Source organism: Peterkaempfera griseoplana (assembly GCF_001418575.1).
GTDB classification, from domain to species: domain Bacteria; phylum Actinomycetota; class Actinomycetes; order Streptomycetales; family Streptomycetaceae; genus Peterkaempfera; species Peterkaempfera griseoplana.
Map to the genome: position 1 here is coordinate 14,142 of NZ_LIQR01000052.1, position 16,474 is coordinate 30,615.

Sequence of the window (16,474 nt, forward strand, 5' to 3'; positions counted from 1 at the left end):
AAAGGTCGACCATGTCCCGCAGACGTATCGCTGCAGTCCTCTCCGCAGCCGCACTCGCCCTGCCGCTCGCCGCCGCAACCACCGCCGGCGCCGACACCGGAACCCCCTCCTACCGGGTGCTGGTCTTCTCCAAGACCACCGCCTTCCGGCACGACTCCATCCCGGACGGGGTCGCGGCCGTCCAGAAGCTGGGCGAGGAGAACGGCTTCGCGGTGGACGCGACCGAGGACGCCACCGTCTTCACCGAGGCCGAGCTGGCGAAGTACCGGACGGTGGTCTTCCTCTCCACCACCGGTGACCCGCTGGACCAGCAGTCGGAGAAGGACGCCTTCCAGTCCTACATCGAGCACGGCGGCGGCTTCGTGGGCATCCACGCCGCGGCCGACTCCGGCTACTCCTGGGCCTGGTACGGCAAGCTGGTCGGCGCCTACTTCAACGACCACCCGGCCATCCAGCAGACCACCGTGACCGTGGCCAACCAGGGAACGGTCTCGACCAGGGGCCTGCCCAGGCAGTGGGTGCGCACCGACGAGTGGTACAACTACCGGTCCGACCCGCGCGCCGACGTGCGCGTCCTGGCCACGCTGGACGAGAGCACCTACAACCCGGTCGGCTACAACGGCGGCTCGATGGGGGCGGACCACCCCATCTCCTGGTGCCACCCGTACGACGGCGGCCGCTCCTGGTACACGGGCATGGGCCACACCAAGGAGAGCTACACCGACCCGAACTTCCTGCTGCACATCCTCGGCGGCATCAGGATGACCGCCGGCGCGGCGACGTTCAACTGCGACCCCGACGACTGATCGGGAACCAGCACGCACCACGCACCGGTGGGATGGCACGGCCGGCTCCGTGTCCAGCCCACCGCTGTGCCCTCCTGTGCACTTCCGTGTGTATTCAGTGAACGAGGAGCAGCAGTGTCACGTCATCTGCGCCGCATACTCGCGGCGGTCGTGACCGCGGTCCTGTGCGTGCCCTTGATCGGCGCCGTCGGCGGCACCGCGTGGGCGGGTACGGCGAGATCCGCGGCCGAGCAGTTCCGGGTACTGGTCTTCTCCAAGACCACCGGTTTCCGGCACGACTCCATCCCGGACGGGATCGCGGCCATCCAGAAGCTGGGCGAGGAGAACGGCTTCGCGGTGGACGCGACCGAGGACGCCACCGTCTTCACCGAAGCCGGCCTGGCGAAGTACCAGACGGTGGTCTTCCTCTCCACCACCGGTGACCCGCTGGACCAGCAGTCCGAGAAGGACGCCTTCCAGTCCTACATCGAGCACGGCGGCGGCTTCGTGGGCATCCACGCCGCGGCCGACTCCGGCTACTCCTGGGCCTGGTACGGCAAGCTGGTCGGCGCCTACTTCAAGACCCACCCGGCCATCCAGCAGGCCACGCTGACCGTCGAGGACCCCGCCCACCCGTCGACCAGGGGACTGCCCACCAGGTGGACCCGTACCGACGAGTGGTACGACTACCAGAGCAACCCGCGCGGCGGCGTCCACGTCCTCACCTCGCTGGACGAGAAGTCCTACAGCGGCGGCGGCATGGGCTACGACCACCCGGACACCTGGTGCCAGAACTACGACGGCGGCCGCTCCTGGTACACCGGCCTCGGCCACACGTCGGAGAGCTGGACCGAGCCGAACTTCCTCCAGCTGGTCCTGGGCGGGATCAAGACCACGGCCGGGGCCGAACAGGCCGACTGCTCGGCGTCGGCCTCCGCCGGCTTCCAGAAGGTGCCGCTGGACGAGAACACCAGCAACCCGATGCAGATGCAGGTCGCCCCGGACGGCCGGGTCTTCTACGTGGACCGGCTCGGCGCGGTCGACGTCATCCTGCCGGGCTCCAACCAGGTGGTCACCGCAGGCAACGTCAACCCGTTCACCGCCAACGAGAGCGGCGCGCTCGGCATCGCCCTGGACCCGGGCTTCGACACCAACCACTGGGTGTACGTCTTCTACTCCCCGCAGGCCAAGTCGGTGGACCAGATCTCCCGCTTCACCCTGAACAGCGACAACACGCTGAACATGGCGAGCGAGAAGGTCGTGCTGGAAGTGCCGGTGCAGCGGAACACCTGCTGCCACCACGGCGGGTCGATGCTGTTCGACAAGGACGGCAACCTCTGGCTGTCCACCGGTGACAACACCAACCCGTTCGGCAGTCCCACCAACGCCTACGCCCCGCTGGACTTCCGCGACGGCATGGAGACCCAGGACTCGTCCCGCACCTCCGGCAACACCAACTCGCTCTCGGGCAAGGTGCTGCGGATCCACCCCCAGGCCGACGGCAGCTACACCGTCCCGGACGGCAACCTCTTCCCGGACGGCACCGCCAAGACCCGGCCCGAGATCTACGCCATGGGCTTCCGCAACCCGTTCCGGCTCGGTACCGACCCCAAGACCGGCCTGGTGATCGTCGGCGAGTACGGCCCTGACGCGTCCACCGCCGATCCCAAGCGCGGTCCGGAGAACACCGTCGAGTGGGACGTCCTCAGCAAGCCGGGCAACTACGGCTGGCCGTTCTGCATCGGCAACAACCAGCCGTACGTCCACTACGACTACGCCACGGGCGTCTCCGGCGACGCGTACGACTGCGCCGGCGGCCCGGTCAACGACTCACCGCACAACACCGGCCTGACCCAGCTGCCCAAGCCGGTTCCCGCCTCGGTCTGGTCGCACTACACCGCCGACCCGGCCTGGCCCGCCGTCGGCGGCGCCGGCGCTCCCATGGCCGGCCCGGTCTACCGCTACGACCCGGACCTGAACTCCGGCACCAAGTGGCCGGCCTACTACGACGGCAAGGAGATCGCCGCCGAGTGGAACTCGGGCCGGATGTACACCTTCCAGCTCAGCGACGACCAGACCTCGGTGCTGCAGATCGATCCGCTGCTGGACGGTATGGGCTTCAAGAAGCCGATGGACATGAAGTTCGGCCCGGACGGCGCCCTCTACGTGATCGACTGGGGGTCGGGCTTCGACGGCAACAACCAGGACTCCGGCATCTACCGGGTCGACTACATCCAGGGCAACCGCCCGCCGACTGCCAGGCTCTCGGCCGACCGCACCGACGGGCCGGCGCCGCTGACCGTGCACTTCTCCTCGGCGGGCTCGGACGACCCCAACAAGGACGGTGCGCTGACGTACGCGTGGGACTTCGACAGCGACGGCACCGTCGACTCCACCGAGGCCGACCCCGCGTACACCTACCCGGACGCGGGCAACCGCACGGCGAGTCTGACCGTCACCAACAAGGCCGGGAAGAGCGCCAGCGCGACCCTCGACATCACCGTCGGCAACAGCACACCGACGATCACCATCGACACCCCCGCCGAGGGCGGCGCCTTCGCCTGGGGCGACAGGATCCCCTTCAAGGTGACCGTCACCGACCCGGAGGACGGGCCGGTGGACTGCTCCCAGGTGACCGTCCAGGCCTCGCTGGGCCATGACACCCATGCGCACGCCCTGGACCAGTTCCACTCCTGCTCGGGCACGGTGCAGACCCCGGTGGACACCGGGCACGGCGCCTTCTCCAACCTGTTCTTCGTCCTGGAGGCCCGGTACACCGACCACGGCGGCGCCGGCGGTTCCAAGGCGCTGACCGGCGACAAGTCGATCATCTTCCAGACGCAGGACAAGCAGGCCGAGTACTACACCTCCGCGAGCGCCGGCGTCACCAGGACCGACACCGCCGACCCCATCGGCGGCAACCAGGACGTCACCGGCATCGACGACGGCTCCACGGTGACCATCGACCCGGTGAACCTGACCGGCGTCGACTCGCTGACCTTCCGGGTCGCCGCGCTGGCCGGCGGCACCGTCGAGGCCCACGAGTCCAGCGCCGACGGTCCGCTCGCGGCCAAGGTCACCGTGCCGGCGGGGAACGGTTCCTACCGCTACCTCACCGCCCCGGTCACCGACCCGGGCGGCACCCACCCGCTGGTCCTGGTCTTCAAGGGCTCCAGCGCGGGAGCGAAGAACCTGCTCCGGCTCAACTGGATCCACTTCGGCGGCAAGGGCGTCGCGGAGGGCAACACCCCGCCGTTCGTCCAGGTCGACGCCTCCCCGCTGACCGGCGACACCCCGCTGAAGGTGGATTTCACCGCGGCGGCCACCGACCCCGAGGGCCAGGCCGTCTCGTACGCCTGGGACTTCGACGGCGACGGGAAGACCGACTCCACCGAGGCGAAGCCGAGCCACACCTTCACCGCCCCCGGCACCTGGACGGCCACGGTGACCGCCACCGACCCCGACGGCGCGTCAGGGACGGCCACCGTCACCGGTCGCACCGACACCCCGCCGGTGGAGTGCCTCGGCACGGCGTCCGACGAGTTCACCGGCGACCAGCTGGACACCGGCCGGTGGTCGGTGGTCCGCCAGGACCAGAACCTCAAGGTCACCGGCGGCAACCTGGTGATCCCGACCAGCGACACCGACATCTACAGCGCCGGGGGCAACACCCCGGACATCGTGCTGCAGCCCGCCCCGTCCGGAGCCTGGCAGGCCACCACCAAGCTGACGCTCCCTGCCGACCGCAGCTACCAGCAGGCCGGTCTGGTCCTCTACGGCGACGACGACAACTACGCCAAGCTGGTCTACGAGGGCCGCGCCACCAACGGCCCGGACGCCGGGCAGAACATCTTCCAGTTCATCCGTGAGGAGAACGGCGACCCGCACGAGGTCTCCGCCAGCAACACCGGCGCCCTCGGCGCGGCCTACCCGCAGACCGTCTACCTGCGGATCACCAGCGACGGCAGCAACATCACCGCTGCCTACTCGGCCGACGGCAGCACCTTCACCACCATGCCGGAGACCAAGCCGATCGCCGGGATCGGCAACCCGCGGATCGGGCTGGTCTCGCTCGCCGGCAACGGCACCACGCCGCCGGTCGACGCGGCCTTCGACTGGTTCCACCTCACCCCCGACCCGACCGCCGCGGCCCCCGGACCGAGCGACGAGTTCGACGGCGCCACGCTGGACGGCTGCCGCTGGACCCGGGTGGTCCGCCCCGACCTCACCCATATGCGGGTGGCCGACGGCAGTCTGCGGATCGACACCGGCAAGGGAGACATCTACGGCACGCCCAACAGCGACCCGTCCGGCTTCCTGCTGCAGAAGGCACCCGACACCGACTGGACGATCGAGACCAAGGTCGACGGCAGCGCCTTCAACCAGCAGTACCACCAGGGCGGCCTGATCGCGTACAAGGACGACGACAACTACGTCAAGCTCGACTACCTCACCGACAACCAGCCCGGCCAGGCCCTGGTCCGCCGGATCGAGCTGCGCGGCGAGGCCGGCGGCACGGTGCTCGACCCGCAGCCGGGGGCCGGCGACCTGACCCAGGGCGTGTGGTACCTGCGCCTGGCCAAGCGGGGCGACACCTTCCGCGGCTACTACTCCGCCGACGGCACGACCTGGACCGAGGTCGCCGCAGGCGGTGCGGCGGCCACGGTGAGCAACCCGGCGGTGGCCGCGGGCGCCCATGCGGGTCTGTTCGCCTTCGGGGTGAACCAGACCGAGCCCGTCACCGCGAAGTTCGACTGGTTCCACGCCGACTGGAGCAACGCCTCCGACACCGCCGCACCGGTCACCGAGGCCACCGCCGACCCGGCCGCGCCCGACGGTGACGGCGGCTGGTACACCTCGCCCGTCTCGGTGACCCTGGCGGCCACCGACGGCACCGGCGGGTCCGGCGTCGCCGGCACCGAGTACCGGATCGACGACGCCACCGACTGGACCCGCTACACCGGCCCGGTGCGCCTCACCGACGACGGGGAGCACACCCTCGCCTACCGGTCGACGGACAAGGCCGGGAACGTCGAGCAGGCCGGGTCGGTCACCGTCCGCATCGACGCCACGGCGCCGAGCGTGCTGCCGACCGGAGTCACCGACGGCACCTCGTACGGCGACTCCACCACCGTCACCCCCGGGGCCGCCGCGGCCGACGCCGGCTCCGGGATCGGCAGCACCGTCCTGACGCTGGACGGCAAGGAGGTCGCCGCCGGCACCGCGCTGCCCCTGCTCGGGCTGGACCTGGGGCGGCACGAGCTGGCGGCGGTCGCCACCGACAAGGCCGGCAACACCACCCGGACCGTGTCCGGCTTCACCGTCACCACCTCGTACCAGGACATGCAGACGGTCATCGACCGGTTCCGCTCCCAGGGCGACATCGACGCGAAGACCGCCGGCAAGCTCCACGACCGCCTCCAGCGCGCCTCGGACGCGGCCGACCGCAAGCTGGACCACGTCGCGGCCGTGCAGCTGGAGAACTTCAGGAAGGAGGCAGCAGACCCCGCCGTCGTCGGGAACGCGCAGCTCCGCACGGTACTGGTCCGTGATGCGCGGTACCTGATCGACGCCCTCACCAAGGCCCCGGGGTCCACCGCCTAGCAGCAGGTCACCGCAACCGCTCCCGGGGCACGGCGGGCCACCGCGCCGCCGGCCCCGGGGGCCCGCCACCGGCCGGCCCCGGCCCCCACCCCGCACCGGACATCCGCACCGCGCACCGAAAGGACGGACCGTGGCGCCACCGACGGCCACCCCCAGCCGCACCACCACCCCTCGGCGCGCACCCGTCGACCTCGACACCGTCACCCGTGGCTCCTTCCGCAAGGGCCTGCTGGTCGGGGCGGCGGCCGTGCTCGTCCTCGCGCTGGCGACGGCCCTGCTCGTCGCGTTCCACCCGGCACACCCGGCCGACCGCACCAAGGAACTCGCCGACCGGATCCGCGCGCAGGACGCCGCCCGCAACAAGCAGCAGGTCAAGGAACTCACCGACCAGGCCAGGAAGCTGGCCGCCACGTTGGGGCCGGTCCTGCAGCAGATGGAGCACGCCCTGCCGCACGACGGCGGCACGCCCCGTCCCGCCGACACGGCCGAGACCGCCCGGTGGAAGAAGGTCACCTCCCAGGCCGTGACCGAACTGGCCCATCCCCCGTCCGGGGACACCGGCTACAACATCGCCCGAGCCGACCTCGCCGCCGCCGTCCGCGCCCTCGACGGCGCTGTGGACACCTACCGGCTGCTCCGGGACGCCCCCGCCTCCCTGGCGCACAGCCTCCGCGGCAGCGCCGCCGCCCAGCGCGACCAGGGCGTCGACACCTGGTCCATCGGCGCCACCGCGCTCGACGTGGCCGGCCTCGACGCCGGGTTGGGCCACCAGCACGTCTTCCTCGCGGTCACCCCGGACGGCCAGGCCCTGAGCCCGGACGACCAGCCGGAGGGGAGCGAGGCCAGGTGACGCGCCATCACATCCATGCGCCGCTCGCCGAGGCGCTGTGACACCCGCGGCGAAACGCACAGCAGGAACACCCGGTACCAACCCCGCCCACGGAGGTGACGAGATGTCGGAGCAGAGCAGCCGAACCGGGATCTGGATGGTGGGCGGTCGCGGATCGGTGGCCACCACGGTGGTCGCCGGCGCGGCCGCGCTCCGGGCCGGACTGGCCGCGCCCATCGGATGCGTCACCGAGCAGCCGGACTTCCCCCACGCAGGCCTGCCCGCCGTCGCCGACCTGGTCTTCGGCGGCCACGACACGGCCTGCACCCCGCTGCCCAAGCGGGCCGAGCAGCTGGCCGCCGCCGGTGTGCTGCCCCACGGACTGCCCGCCCTGGTCCACGACGACCTGGCCGCCGCCGACGCCGAACTGCGCCCCGCACCGCTGCCCGGACCGGACCTGACCCAGGCCGCGGCCGTCGAGGCGATCCGGGCCGACATCACCGCCTTCCGCGAGCGCCACGACCTGGCCCGCGTCGTGGTGGTCAACGTGGCGTCCACCGAGCCCGTCGCGGCCGCCGACCCCGCGCACGCCTCCGCCGAGGCCCTGAGCGCGGCGCTCGCCGCGGGCCGGGAGGTGCTGCCGGCGAGTTCGGCGTACGCCCTCGCCGCCGTGCTGGCCGGCTGCGCCCACGTCGACTTCACCCCCTCCGCCGGGATGCGCGTCCCCGCCCTGGAGGAACTGGCCGAGCGGGCCGGACTGCCGTACGCGGGCAACGACGGCAAGACGGGGGAGACCCTGCTCAAGGCCGCCCTCGCGCCGATGTTCAGGACCCGCGGCCTGCGGGTGCGCGCCTGGTCCGGCACCAACCTGCTGGGCGGCGGCGACGGTGAGACCCTCGCCGATCCCGCCGCGATGGCCAGCAAGACCGGGTCCAAGCAGCGCGTGCTCGCCGAGACCCTCGGCCGCCCCGTGGAGGGCCAGGTCCACATCGACTACGTGCCCTCCCTCGGGGACTGGAAGACCGCCTGGGACCACATCGCCTTCGAGGGCTTCCTCGGCGTCCGGATGAACCTCCAGTTCACCTGGGCGGGCTGCGACTCCGCGCTGGCCGCACCCCTGGTGCTGGACCTGGTCCGGCTCACGGCCCGCGCCCAGGAGCGGGGCCTGCGCGGGCCGCTGGGCGAACTGGGCTTCTTCTTCAAGGACCCGCTGAGCGCCGGAACACACGACCTGATGCGCCAGTACGAGGCCCTGTGCGCCTTCGCGGCCCGGCTGGGGGAGCCGCGGTGACCCGCCGCCGCACGCCCCGCTCCGGACGGCTCCGCGCCCTCGCCCAACTGGTTCGGGCCCCGGCCGCGCTGACCGTGCCCGGCGACGTCCTGGCGGGGGCCGCCGCCGCAGGCCGCGCCACCGACGCGTCCCTGGCGTGCCTCGCCACCTCCTCGGTCTGCCTGTACTGGGCCGGGATGGCGCTCAACGACTGGGCCGACCGCGAACTGGACGCCGTGGAACGCCCCGAGCGGCCGATCCCCTCCGGCCGGATCCCGGCCCCGGTGGCCCTCGGCGTCGCCACGGCCCTGACCGCCGCCTCACTCGGACTGGCGGCCGCCGCGGGCCGCCGGGCGCTGGCGGTCGCCGTCCCGCTCGCCGCCACGGTCTGGATGTACGACCTGCGGGCCAAGTCCGGTCCGGCCGGTCCGGCGGTGATGGCCGCCGCCCGCGGTCTCGACGTGCTGCTGGGGGCGGGTGCGGGCCGGCTGCGGCCCGCCCTGCCCGCCGCCGCCACCGTGGCCGGGCACACCCTGGCCGTCACCGCGCTCAGCCGGGCCGAGGTCACCGGCGCCGACCCGTGGCTGCCCCGGGCGACGCTCGCGGCCACCGCAGCCGTCACCGCCGCGGCGGCGGCGCTCCCCGCGCTCCCGACGGGCACCGCCCTGCCCGCCGCCGCGGCCCGGTGCGGTACCGCCCGCCTGGCCGCCCTCGGCGGGCTCGCCGTCTACGGCGCCACGGCGGGCCGCGCCCAGAGCAGGGCCGCTGCCGACCCCTCGGCGGGCAACGTCCGGCGGGCCGTCGGCGCGGGCATCCTCGGCCTGATCCCCCTTCAGGCCGCGCTCACCGCCCAAGCCGGCGCGCTGCGGGCCGCGCTCCCGGTAGCCGCTGCCTTCCCCCTCGCCCGGGCCCTGTCCAGGAGGGTGTCCCCGACATGACCGCACTCCCACCCCGCACCGGCGGCGCCGGCACCGGGGCCGTGCCCGACCTGCGCTTCGGCTTCGGCACCAACGGCTTCGCCAACCACCGGCTGGACGACGCGCTCGCCGTCATCGCCGACCTCGGCTACGACGGCGTGGCGCTCACCCTCGACCACGCGCACCTCGACCCGTACGCGCCCCACCTCGCCACCCGGACCGCCGCCCTCGCCCGCCGACTGGAGCGGCTGGGCCTGACCGCGGTGGTCGAGACCGGCGCCCGCTACCTGCTCGACCCCTGGCAGAAGCACGAACCCACCCTGCTCTCCGACGACGGCCGGCACCGCCGGCTGGACTTTCTGCGCCGCGCGGTGGCCGTGGGCGCCGGCCTCGGCGCGCAGGCCGTCTCCTTCTGGGCCGGCGTACGGCCCGCCGCGGTGGACCCGCAGACCGCCTGGGACCGGCTGGTCGACGGCTGCGCCGAGGCCGTCGCGGCCGCCGAGCGGTCCGGGGTCGTCCTCGGCTTCGAACCCGAGCCCGGCATGCTCGTGGAGGACCTCGACGGGTACCGGCAGCTCGCCGCCGCGCTCGGCGACCCGGCGGCGTTCGGCCTCACCCTCGACATCGGCCACTGCCGCTGCCTGGAGCCGCACCCGGTAGCCGACTGCGTGCGCCTGGCCGGGGACCGGCTGGTCAACGTGCAGATCGACGACATGCGCCGAGGCACCCACGAACACCTGGAGTTCGGCACCGGCGAGATCGACTTCCCGCCGGTGCTCGCCGCCCTCGACGAGGTCGGCTACCGCGGGCTGGTCGCCGTCGAACTGCCGCGGCACAGCCATGACGCGCCCGGAGTGGCCCGGCGCTCCCTGGACTTCCTGCGCAGTTCGTGCAAAGCGTCGTGAGGAGGAGACGGTATGACACCTGACGCACTCAGAACCGCTCTGGCCGGACGGACGACCGAGGAGGGCGAGCGGTGGCTCGACGCCGCGTGCACCGCGGTGGCCGCCGACCCCGCGGCCGTCCGCGCCCTCTTCCCGGCGGCGGGGCGCCGGTGCGGCCGCGGCCCGCTGCACCTCGCCGAGCCGTACGGCTGGACGGTCGACGACGCGGTCCGGGCCCTGCTGCTGGCCGCACTGCCGCTCACCGGCACCGCACTGCACACCGAGCTCACCGAGCTCTACCGCACCGGCGACGCGGCCGAACGCCGCGCCGTGCTGCGCGCCCTGCCCCTGCTGCCCGTCGGCGACGACGCGCTGCCGCTGGTCCACGACGCGCTGCGCACCAACGACACCCGGCTGGTCGCGGCGGCCCTCGGCGACTACGCCACCCACCACCTGGACGCCGCCGCCTACCGCCAGGGCGTGCTCAAGTGCGTCTTCACCGGCATCCCGCTCGCCGCGCTGCCCGGGCTGCCCGACCGCGCGGACGCCGAACTCGCCCGCATGATGTCCGCGTTCGCCGCCGAGCGGACCGCGGCCGGCCGTCCGGTGCCCGCCGACATCCAGCCGGTCCTGGCGCGCTTCCCCGAGATCCCCGTCCCCACCGCGACCGCCCGCCGGGAGGCGTGATGCGCATCTTCGACCCGCACATCCACATGACCTCGCGCACCACCGACGACTACGAGGCGATGCACGCCGCCGGCGTCCGCGCCCTGGTCGAGCCGGCGTTCTGGCTGGGCCAGCCCCGCACCTCCGCGGCCAGCTTCCTGGACTACTTCGACGCCCTCATCGGCTGGGAGCCGTTCCGCGCCGCGCAGTTCGGCATCCGGCACCACTGCACCATCGCACTCAACCCCAAGGAGGCCAACGACCCGCGCTGCACCGAGGTGCTCCGGCACCTGCCCCGGTACCTGGCCAAGGACGGCGTGGTCGCCGTGGGCGAGATCGGCTACGACTCGATGACGCCCGCCGAGGACCACGCCTTCGCCGCGCAGCTGCAGCTCGCCGTCGTCCACGAACTGCCGGCACTGGTGCACAGCCCGCACCGCGACAAGGCCGCCGGTGTCGACCGCACCCTGGCCGTCGTCCGGGAGTCGGGCATCGCTCCCGAACGGGTCGTCGTCGACCACCTCAACGAGGTGACGGTCAAGCAGGTCGCCGACTCCGGCTGCTGGATGGGCTTCTCCATCTACCCCGACACCAAGATGGACGAGCACCGCATGGTCGCCGTGCTGCGGGAGTACGGCACCGAGCGGATCCTGGTCAACTCGGCCGCCGACTGGGGCCGGAGCGACCCGCTGAAGACCCGGAGGACCGCCGACGCCATGCTGGCGGCCGGCTTCTCGGCCGACGACGTCGACCAGGTGCTCTGGCGCAACCCGGTCGCCTTCTACGGCCAGAGCGGCAGGCTGGAGCTCGACGACGTCGAGGCGCCCGGCACCGGCGCCACCTTCGAGGGCAACTCCGTGCTGCGCGGCGCCCGGGCGGAGGTGTAGCCGTGCGGCTGCTCCACCCCGACGGCACGCCCGTCCACGTCGCCTACTGCACCAACGTCCACCCGGCCGAGGACCTCGACGGCGTCCTCATCCAGCTCGCCCGGTACGCCGAACCCGTCCGCGAGCGGCTCGGCGCACCCGTCCTCGGCCTGGGCCTGTGGCTCGCCCGCGACGCCGCGGCCGCCCTCGCCGCCGACCCCGGCGCGGTCGCCGGGCTCCGCACCGAGCTGGCCGCCCGCGGCCTGGAGGTGGTCACCCTCAACGGCTTCCCCTACCGCGGCTTCCACGCCCCCGTGGTCAAACACGCCGTCTACCGGCCCGACTGGACCTCCCACGACCGGCTGGACTACACCCTCGACCTCGCCCGGGTCCTGGCCGCGCTGCTGCCCGACGACGCCGCCCACGGCAGCATCTCCACTGTGCCGCTGGGCTGGCGCGACCCCTGGGACCGGGAGCAGCAGGAGGCGGCCGCCCGCACCCTCGACGCGCTGGCCCGCGAGCTGGCCGAACTGGAGGCCCGGACCGGCCGTACGGTCCGGGTCGCCCTCGAACCCGAGCCCGGGTGCGTCGTCGAGACCACCGCCGAGGCGGCCCGGCACCTCGCCGCGGTCGACACCGACCGCATCGGCGTCTGCCTGGACGCCTGCCACCTCGCCACCGGCTTCGAGGACCCCGCCGCCGCCCTCGACCGGCTGGACGCCGCCGGGCTCGCCGTCGTCAAGACCCAGGCGTCCTGCGCCCTGCAGGCCGACGACCCCGCCGATCCCGCCACCCGGAAGGCACTGGCCGCCTTCGCCGAGCCGCGCTTCCTCCACCAGGTACGCGAGTACGGCGGCCCCGGGACGCGGCCGGCCGCCGTCGACGACCTGGACGCCGCCCTGGCCGGCGCACTGCCCGGCCGCGCCCCCTGGCGGATCCACTTCCACGTCCCCCTGCACGCCGACCCCGAACCGCCGCTGACCACCACCCGGACCCAGCTCGAGGCCACCCTCGCCGCCCTGCTCGGCGGGGACACCGCCCGCACCGCCCATGTGGAGGCCGAGACCTACACCTGGGGAGTGCTGCCGGCGGACCGCCGGCCCGACGGACCGGAGGCCCTCGCCGACGGCATCGCCGCCGAACTCGGCTGGATCCGCGACCACCTGCTCTCCCTCGGCCTGAAGGAGCCCGCCGTATGAGCGCCGCCCCGCTGCTGGTCCTCGACGTGGTCGGGATGACCCCCCGGCTGCTCGCCCACATGCCGCGCCTGCGGGCGCTGGGGGAGCAGGGCTTCGCCTCCCGGCTGGACACTTCGTTCCCCGCCGTCACCTGCACCGTCCAGTCGACCTTCCTCACCGGGCAGCCCGCCGCCGGCCACGGCATCGTCGGCAACGGCTGGTACTTCCGCGAACTCGGCGAGGTGCTGCTGTGGCGGCAGCACAACCGGCTCGTCCGGGGCGACAAGCTGTGGGACGCCGCGCGGCGCGCCCAGCCCGGCTACCGGGTCGCCAACATCTGCTGGTGGTACGCCATGGGCGCCGACGTCGACCTCACCGTCACCCCGCGGCCGGTGTACTACTCCGACGGCCGCAAGGAGCCCGACTGCTACACCTGGCCGCCGGAGCTGCACGACGAGCTCACCGGCAAGTTCGGCACCTTCCCGCTGTTCCAGTACTGGGGGCCGACCGCCTCCATCGCCTCCTCCCGGTGGATCGCCGACGCCGCCCGGCACGTGGTCGCCACCCACGCCCCGGACCTCACCCTGGTCTACGTCCCCCACCTCGACTACGACCTGCAGCGCTTCGGCCCCGACCACCCGCGGGCCGCCGCCGCGGCCGCCCAGGTCGATCTGGCGCTCGGCCCGCTGCTGGACGAGGCCGCCGCCCGGGGCATCACCGTGGTCGCGCTCTCCGAGTACGGCATCACCAACGTCTCCCGCCCGGTCGACGTCAACCGGGCGCTGCGCCGCGCCGGACTGCTCGAGGTCCACACCCAGGACGGGATGGAGTACCTCGACCCGTGGACCTCGCGCGCGTTCGCCGTCGCCGACCACCAGGTCGCCCACGTCTACGTCCGCGACCCGGCCGACACCGACCGCGTCCGGCAGCTCCTGGCCGGCCTGGACGGGGTGGCCGAGGTACTCGACGAGGAGGGCAAGAAGGCCCACGGCATCGACCACCCCCGCGCCGGGGAGCTGGTCGCCGTCGCCGACCCGGACGCCTGGTTCACCTACTACTACTGGCTCGACGACGACCGGGCCCCGGACTTCGCCCGACTGGTGGAGATCCACCGCAAGCCCGGCTACGATCCCGCCGAGCTGTTCATGGACCCCGACGACCCCGGGGTGAAGCTGCGGGCCGCGGCCGCCCTCGCCCGGAAGAAGCTGGGCATGCGCTACCGGATGAGCGTCGTCCCGCTGGACCCGTCGCCGGTGCGCGGCAGCCACGGCCGGCTGCCGGACGACCCGGCGGACGGGCCCGTACTGCTCTGCTCCAGTCCCGAGCAGGCCCGCGACCACTACGACGCGACCGAGGTCAAGGACCTGCTGCTGCGCCTCGCCGGCCTCGCCCCCGACCCCCACTGACCGCGGTCCACCGACCGCAACCGCTGATCACCACCGAGTCCGTTGATCACATCCGATGGAGGAAACCATGCCGCGTCCGGTCACCCTGTTCACCGGCCAATGGGCCGACCTGCCCTTCGAGGAGGTCTGCCGGCTCGCCTCGCAGTGGGGGTACGACGGGCTGGAGATCGCCTGCTGGGGGGACCACTTCGAGGTCGACAAGGCATTGAACGACGACGACTACGTCCCGCGCCGCCGCGCTCTGCTGGAGAAGTACAACCTGCGCTGCTGGACGCTCTCCTGCCACCTCACCGGCCAGGCCGTCTGCGACCACCCCATCGACGAACGCCACCGGGGCATCCTCCCGGCCCGGATCTGGGGCGACGGTGAGGCCGAGGGCGTGCGGCAGCGCGCCGCACAGGAGATCAAGGACACCGCGCGGGCCGCGGCCAAGTTCGGGGTGCAGACCGTGGTCGGCTTCACCGGCTCCTCGATCTGGCACACGGTGGCGATGTTCCCGCCGGTGCCGCCGGAGATGATCGAACGCGGATACCAGGACTTCGCCGACCGGTGGAACCCGATCCTCGACGTCTTCGACGAGGTCGGGGTGCGCTTCGCCCACGAGGTCCACCCCTCGGAGATCGCCTACGACTACTGGTCGACGGTGCGGACCCTGGAGGCCATCGGCCACCGCGAGGCCTTCGGCCTCAACTTCGATCCCTCCCACTTCGTCTGGCAGGACCTCGACCCGGTCGGTTTCCTGTCGGACTTCCGGGACCGCATCTACCACGTCGACTGCAAGGAGTCCGTCAAGCAGCTCAACGGGCGCAACGGCCGGCTCGGCTCCCACCTGCCGTGGGGCGACCCGCGCCGCGGGTGGGACTTCGTCTCCACCGGTCACGGGGACGTCCCCTGGGAGGCGTGCTTCCGGATGCTGAACTCCATCGGCTACGACGGCCCCATCTCCGTGGAGTGGGAGGACGCCGGCATGGACCGGCTGCACGGTGCGCCGGACGCCCTGGCCTTCATCCGCCGGCTCACCGCGATCGAGCCCCCGGCCCAGTCCTTCGACGCGGCCTTCTCCTCCGGCGACTGACCGGATACCGCCGTGCCCGGCCTCCCCGCCCCGGCCTCCCCGACAACGGGGCGGGGACAGCCGTGTCCTGCTCGCGGACGGTGTGGATCACCGCATGGGCGACGGTGACGGTGCGCTGACCGCATCGGTGCCTGTGGCGAGGAGATGGACGTGCCGGATACCGTGTGGCGTCCTGTGCCCGTGGTGCTTGAGCTGGAGTCAGTCATGGCGTATGCCCGGAGCGACGTTGTACCCGCTGTGCCGAAGGGCCGTCGGAGGATATGGCCTCGGGTTCTGATGGCGCTGGTGCCGGTGCTGAGTTTGGGATTGCTGTGCGCGGTTCCCTCCGTGGTGATGGCGATACGGCACCGTTCGCGTGCGAATGGAATCGCGTGCGGCTTCTTTGCCGCGGTGACGGTCGCCTGGGTGGTTGACCTGGGGTTGACGCCCGAGTCTGCGCACGGGCTGGAGTTCGTCGGTGACACGTTGCTGGAACTGGTGAGTATGGCGGGTGCCGCGGTGCACTGTCTGCTGGCGTGGCCCGGGTCGAGGCCCGGTCCTGAAACAGGGCCGGTGTCGTAGCACCTCAGGCGAAGCGGGGCGGTCCCCATTCCACCTGGTGATCAGGGGAGTGGGGCCGTTGTCTATGCTCGCCAGTCCGTGGGCCGGGTGCGGCCCCGGTGGTGCAGGAGGCTGACGATGTTCTCGTTCCCACAGCTGCCCGGGTCGAGTCGGAAGGCGTGGACGGCCGGGATCGCAGGACTGTGCGGTGCGGCGCTGGTGGCCGGAACCGTGGTGTGGCTGTGGCCGTCGTCGGAGGCCGGTGCGCCGGCGCCCACGGCCCGGACGTACCGGGATGTGGATGTGTGCCTGCTGACGGACGCCCGGGGTGTTGTACCGGGCTCACCGGGTGCGTCGGTGTGGGCGGGGATGCGCGACGCGTCGGACAGGGTCAGGGCCAGGGTGAGCTTTCTGCAGGCTCTTGGACCCGACACCGAGGAGAACGCGGTCCCGT

The 16,474-nt window shown here is 72.8% G+C and carries 12 protein-coding genes; all 12 read left to right on the top strand.

All coding sequences use genetic code 11. The features are described 5' to 3' along the window. Positions 1–11 precede the first annotated feature (11 nt). The 12 genes from AOK09_RS04190 (at position 12) to AOK09_RS04245 (ending at position 16,041) form a co-directional block, all read left to right on the top strand. Positions 12–806, top strand: coding sequence for a ThuA domain-containing protein (locus tag AOK09_RS04190; protein WP_055585740.1), 795 nt, complete (start codon positions 12–14; stop codon positions 804–806). A 114-nt stretch (positions 807–920) separates the two neighbouring features. After that, the gene (locus AOK09_RS04195; protein WP_055585741.1) at positions 921–6,389 is read left to right on the top strand and encodes a ThuA domain-containing protein; all 5,469 of its coding nucleotides are present in this window, start codon (positions 921–923) and stop codon (positions 6,387–6,389) included. 130 nt (positions 6,390–6,519) lie between these two features. Beyond that, positions 6,520–7,239, top strand: coding sequence for a hypothetical protein (locus tag AOK09_RS04200; protein ID WP_055585742.1), 720 nt, complete (start codon positions 6,520–6,522; stop codon positions 7,237–7,239). Positions 7,240–7,342: 103 nt separating this feature from the next. Then, positions 7,343–8,509 carry an inositol-3-phosphate synthase gene (locus AOK09_RS04205; protein WP_055585743.1) on the top strand — a complete coding sequence of 389 codons (1,167 nt, stop codon included), beginning with the start codon at positions 7,343–7,345 and terminating at the stop codon, positions 8,507–8,509. Continuing rightward, positions 8,506–9,426: an SCO3242 family prenyltransferase gene (locus tag AOK09_RS04210; protein ID WP_055585744.1), complete on the top strand. Its 921-nt coding sequence runs from the start codon at positions 8,506–8,508 to the stop codon at positions 9,424–9,426. Before AOK09_RS04205 ends, AOK09_RS04210 begins: the two co-directional genes overlap by 4 nt. Continuing rightward, on the top strand, positions 9,423–10,310 hold the full coding sequence (locus tag AOK09_RS04215) for a sugar phosphate isomerase/epimerase family protein (RefSeq protein ID WP_055585745.1): 888 nt from the start codon (positions 9,423–9,425) through the stop codon (positions 10,308–10,310). Before AOK09_RS04210 ends, AOK09_RS04215 begins: the two co-directional genes overlap by 4 nt. 12 nt (positions 10,311–10,322) lie before the next feature. Continuing rightward, a complete protein-coding gene (locus AOK09_RS04220) occupies positions 10,323–10,976 on the top strand; it encodes an EboA domain-containing protein (protein ID WP_055585746.1) in 654 nt (217 codons plus the stop codon). Then, positions 10,976–11,842: a TatD family hydrolase gene (locus tag AOK09_RS04225; RefSeq protein ID WP_055585747.1), complete on the top strand. Its 867-nt coding sequence runs from the start codon at positions 10,976–10,978 to the stop codon at positions 11,840–11,842. Before AOK09_RS04220 ends, AOK09_RS04225 begins: the two co-directional genes overlap by 1 nt. 2 nt (positions 11,843–11,844) lie before the next feature. Further along, the gene (gene eboE / locus AOK09_RS04230; protein ID WP_055585748.1) at positions 11,845–13,020 is read left to right on the top strand and encodes a metabolite traffic protein EboE; all 1,176 of its coding nucleotides are present in this window, start codon (positions 11,845–11,847) and stop codon (positions 13,018–13,020) included. After that, entirely contained in the window at positions 13,017–14,405 is a 1,389-nt protein-coding gene (locus tag AOK09_RS04235; protein ID WP_055585749.1) for an alkaline phosphatase family protein, read from the top strand. Before eboE ends, AOK09_RS04235 begins: the two co-directional genes overlap by 4 nt. A gap of 67 nt (positions 14,406–14,472) precedes the next feature. Beyond that, the gene (locus tag AOK09_RS04240) at positions 14,473–15,480 is read left to right on the top strand and encodes a sugar phosphate isomerase/epimerase family protein (protein WP_055585750.1); all 1,008 of its coding nucleotides are present in this window, start codon (positions 14,473–14,475) and stop codon (positions 15,478–15,480) included. Between the two features lie 276 nt (positions 15,481–15,756). Beyond that, positions 15,757–16,041, top strand: a complete 285-nt coding sequence (locus AOK09_RS04245; protein WP_157875793.1) for a hypothetical protein — start codon at positions 15,757–15,759, stop codon at positions 16,039–16,041. The last annotated feature ends 433 nt before the right edge of the window (positions 16,042–16,474 follow it).

Excerpts from the sequence above, each read along its gene's own strand:
- AOK09_RS04215 (WP_055585745.1), top strand. The coding sequence starts at position 9,423 with ATGACCGCACTCCCACCCCGCACCGGCGGCGCCGGCACCGGGGCCGTG.
- AOK09_RS04235 (WP_055585749.1), top strand. The coding sequence starts at position 13,017 with ATGAGCGCCGCCCCGCTGCTGGTCCTCGACGTGGTCGGGATGACCCCC.
- AOK09_RS04190 (WP_055585740.1), top strand. The coding sequence starts at position 12 with ATGTCCCGCAGACGTATCGCTGCAGTCCTCTCCGCAGCCGCACTCGCC.
- AOK09_RS04205 (WP_055585743.1), top strand. The coding sequence starts at position 7,343 with ATGTCGGAGCAGAGCAGCCGAACCGGGATCTGGATGGTGGGCGGTCGC.
- AOK09_RS04245 (WP_157875793.1), top strand. The coding sequence starts at position 15,757 with ATGGCGCTGGTGCCGGTGCTGAGTTTGGGATTGCTGTGCGCGGTTCCC.
- AOK09_RS04225 (WP_055585747.1), top strand. The coding sequence starts at position 10,976 with ATGCGCATCTTCGACCCGCACATCCACATGACCTCGCGCACCACCGAC.
- AOK09_RS04240 (WP_055585750.1), top strand. The coding sequence starts at position 14,473 with ATGCCGCGTCCGGTCACCCTGTTCACCGGCCAATGGGCCGACCTGCCC.
- AOK09_RS04220 (WP_055585746.1), top strand. The coding sequence starts at position 10,323 with ATGACACCTGACGCACTCAGAACCGCTCTGGCCGGACGGACGACCGAG.